The 3,543-nt window shown below is 47.1% G+C and carries 4 protein-coding genes; 2 read left to right on the top strand and 2 right to left on the bottom strand.

The window, feature by feature from the left end; translation table 11 throughout:
- On the top strand, window positions 1–331 hold a 331-nt coding region (locus V6C93_RS02170; protein WP_333474999.1), incomplete at its 5' end, for an adenylate/guanylate cyclase domain-containing protein.
- Between the two features lie 300 nt (window positions 332–631).
- Here the strand turns inward: V6C93_RS02170 and V6C93_RS02165 are convergent.
- Window positions 632–1,333, bottom strand: a complete 702-nt coding sequence (locus V6C93_RS02165) for a Uma2 family endonuclease (protein WP_414644126.1) — start codon at window positions 1,331–1,333, stop codon at window positions 632–634.
- 182 nt (window positions 1,334–1,515) lie between these two features.
- Window positions 1,516–1,644, bottom strand: coding sequence for a hypothetical protein (locus tag V6C93_RS02160; RefSeq protein WP_333474998.1), 129 nt, complete (start codon window positions 1,642–1,644; stop codon window positions 1,516–1,518).
- Window positions 1,645–2,055: 411 nt separating this feature from the next.
- Here V6C93_RS02160 and V6C93_RS02155 point away from each other — a divergent pair.
- The coding region (locus V6C93_RS02155) for a glycosyltransferase family 39 protein (protein WP_333474997.1) at window positions 2,056–3,543 on the top strand (1,488 nt) is incomplete at its 3' end.

Genomic DNA, 3,543 nt, shown 5'->3' with positions numbered 1-3,543 from the left:
GGCGGGATTGGAAATTTTGGCTGCGATCGCACAATTAAATCTTCGCCTAAAAGCGGAACGAGGAATTTCTCTAGCTGTGCGGATTGGCATTCACACCGGGTTAGTCGTTGTGGCAGAAGTCGGAGGCAGCAATAAGTATGAGCGGTTAGCGATTGGCGTCACTCCTAATATTGCAGCTAGGCTGCAAGGGCAAGCAGCGCTGAACTCGGTCATACTTAGTGAGGCAACTTATCGACAGGTTCAAGAGTTTTTTGATTGTCAAGCATTGGGTGCTAAAACTCTTAAGGGTATTGCTCAACCGATTGATGTTTATCAGGTAGATAGGAGATGAGGAAGCTGGGGGAGTGGGGGAGCTGGAGCGCCGATTCAGTAATCAAAATTAGGGGTAGGGGCGAAGCATTTGGACGACAATATATCGCTCAAACCCTGATTTTTCTGTGCAAATGCTGACGCTCGCAGGCTCGCTACCGCTACGCTAACGCCCTTCCGTGGAACCATTTCTGTAACGGTGCTCTGGGGGAGCGGAGGAAACTAGGGAGCTGGAGTGATGAGATTGAATATCCCAGCTTTTTACAACAGTGATCGCCCCTGAAACTTCAATATTCCAGTATTTTGGATGAGCGATCGCCTTTCAATTTTTTAACTTTCCGCCTAACAACTGCTGAAACGCTTGATAGCCTGGGGATTCTAAGCCCAGTTTCAATCCTGCTATAACTTGAGCTAAGTTGCCTGCTAACAAATGATTGACGGCTAGCCACAGCCCCGGAAATACTCGACTCCGCAGGATGCCATCATCATCAATTGGCAAACTCACATAAATTCCATCCTGCAACACAAACCAATCAAAAGCTTGATCAAGCACTCGCCACACTAGATATTCCTGCACCCCGTTGCGGCGATAGACTTGCTTTTTATCATGCAAATCATAGGACGCAGTACTGGCAGCAATTTCGACAATCAATTCCGGGGCACCCTCAATATAATCATCCTCTGTGATGCGAGATTGTCCCCCGATCGCTTCTTCAATTCGCAGACAAGCATCAGGTTGCGGCTCATTGTCAGCATCTAGGCGCACGGTGGTGTTATCCAGTAGTTCGATACCAGGAGTTTCTTGCCAGTACGTGCCTAGCCACATCATGATGGCAGCATGGGGTTTTCCGTGTTTTCTGGCTCGGACTGGAGATGCCATAAATACTCTGCCTTCAATCAGTTCTGCTTTTTTATGGTGCGGCATTGCCTGGTATCGCTGCTCAAATTCAGCACGGGTAAGGCGATCGCCATTCTCCAACGGCGGCAATGAGGCAGACTGTTTTAGGAATGGAACCATCAGCATGTCCTCTTGATTGATGATTGACTGCTTCTCTTCAGCGTAGCCCAACGCCTGTAAGCGTTCATCTACATTAACCCAATTGCTCATCACCATAACATTTGAGCATTTTGGATGAGCGATCGCCTCTAAAACTAGAATGGTTGAGTATTGTCAGTCAGGTGGGAAGAGCGCTTCTTTAAACAGCCCTACTGACCAGGGCAAACTTTAGGTGCATCAGGATGAACCGTCAGATATTCTTTGAGCCAATCGCAGCCACGTTCTAGAAATGTGAATGCGATCTCATCAAGACCGATTCGGACAAATATCAGCAGCATCTTCAGGGCGGCTAGCAATGTAATCTTTGAGCCATGCGCAGCCGCGCCTGAGTAAATCGTCTAGGAATTCGATTTTCGGCTCTTCCGAGTTAATGGGGTAAACTATTGCCGCTGCGCCAACCAATCCCCTAGTTCGATAGTAAAAAGGTAACATCCTTATCAATCAACCGTTTCAAACTCCTTGTCATCCCGTCAGCTAAAAGCTTCATTAATGGAGTTCAGAAACTCGTGAATCAATCTTAGAACGAATGTCACTGACTTAACGATCCGAGTCGCCCCCAACCCCCAATTCTGGGGGAGCCAGAGTTCAAAGTCCCCCAAATTTGGGGGATTTAGGGGGTAAATTCTGCAGGAGTTCGCTGAAGTCAGTTACATTCAGCTTAGAACTGAGAACCCCTCACCCTTCGCCCCATGCCCCATTTAAAACACTCTCCCACAGAAACACAATGGTTTCTCGGCTTTTTGATTGCAGCTTTTGTCTTGTGGGGCATTGCTTTAGGCAACGTACCCTTACGTGACTGGGATGAGGGAACTCGTGCCTTAGTCGCTAGAGAAATTTATCGCACTGGCAACTGGCTCTATCCCACCTTACAGGGAAAGTCGTACCTCCTCAAACCGCCGCTGATGGATTGGTTAATTGCGCTGAGCTACAAAATCGGGGGTGTTCATGAATTTACCACACGCCTGCCTGGTGCATTCTTATCAGCTTGCGGCGTACCCCTGCTGTATTTAGTAGGACGAGAACTTTTTCGCCAAAGTTTACCAGCTGTTTTTGCAGCCAGTGTTTACTTAACCCTGCTACCCGTTGTGCGTCACGGGCGTTTGGCAATGCTGGATGGTACAGCAGTTACGTTCTTCCTCTTGCTACTGTTGTGCCTGCTCAAATCCCGTCAGGATAGGCGCTGGGCTGTTGGGGTGGGATTTGGTGTAGGACTGATTGGCTTCACAAAGGGCTTATTAGTGGTTCCTCTAGCTGCGATCGCTTTTAGCTTTCTCCTAGCCGATAGACAGTTTGCTTTATTAAAAAGTCCTTATCTTTGGCTGGGTTTACTGTTAGGCAATCTACCTGTTTTAGCCTGGTATGCAGCCCAATGGCAGCACTACGGAGCAAATTTTGTTCAGGTTCATTTTCAGTCTCAAGGGTTGGAACGCCTCTCCCAATCCGTTGAAAATCATGGGGGCGCTCCCTGGTATTACTTACTAGAGTTACTCAAATATACTTGGCCTTGGATGATATTTTGGCCTGGGGGTTTGTATCTGGCTTGGCAAAAACGCCGGAGCAGTTGGGGTTGTTTGGTTCTGATTGGTACGATTGGTTATTTGGCAACGATTTCTGTGATGAACACAAAGCTTCCCTGGTACATCATGCCCGTATATCCATTTTTTGCCCTTGCTGTTGCTGCTCAATTAGCTGAGTTTTGGCAACATAGCCAGCGTTATCCAAGATTTTTAGTATGGATATTTGGCTTTTTGGCGATCGCAGGTTTGGCAGGTTGTGTTTACTTTATTTTGGCAGACCCTCAGCCCGTTTTAATCATTATGGGTGGTGTGGTAGCGCTAACAATGGGCACAGTAGCTTGGTACATTCAACAGAATAATCCAAGATTTATTCTTATTTTGTTACTGGGAATGTACTTGACTTTAGGGCTGTTGATGACTTCTAAATCTTGGTTATGGGAATTGAATGAAGCGTTTCCAGTCAAGCCAGTGGCGGCTTTAATTCAAGCACATACTCCGCCTGAGGCTGTAGTTTATATGTCGTTTGCGTATGGGCGTCCGAGTTTGAGTTTTTACAGCGATCGCCGAGTTATTCCTGGTGATGTGACTACGTTGCAACAGTTGTGGTCAACGAAACCTTACTTGTTATTAGATCGAGCAGCGTTAGCGGCTTTGCAGTTA

Origin of the sequence: Allocoleopsis sp., from assembly GCF_036703385.1 — a bacterium.
Classification (GTDB): domain Bacteria; phylum Cyanobacteriota; class Cyanobacteriia; order Cyanobacteriales; family Coleofasciculaceae; genus Allocoleopsis.
The sequence above is the reverse complement of the archived record's forward strand: the minus strand, read 5'-3'. Positions and strand labels throughout refer to the sequence as shown.

Bases quoted from the DNA above. Each gene is read 5' to 3' on its own strand.
- V6C93_RS02165 (WP_414644126.1), bottom strand. From the start codon at position 1,333: ATGCTGATGGTTCCATTCCTAAAACAGTCTGCCTCATTGCCGCCGTTG.
- V6C93_RS02160 (WP_333474998.1), bottom strand. From the start codon at position 1,644: ATGCTGCTGATATTTGTCCGAATCGGTCTTGATGAGATCGCATTCACA.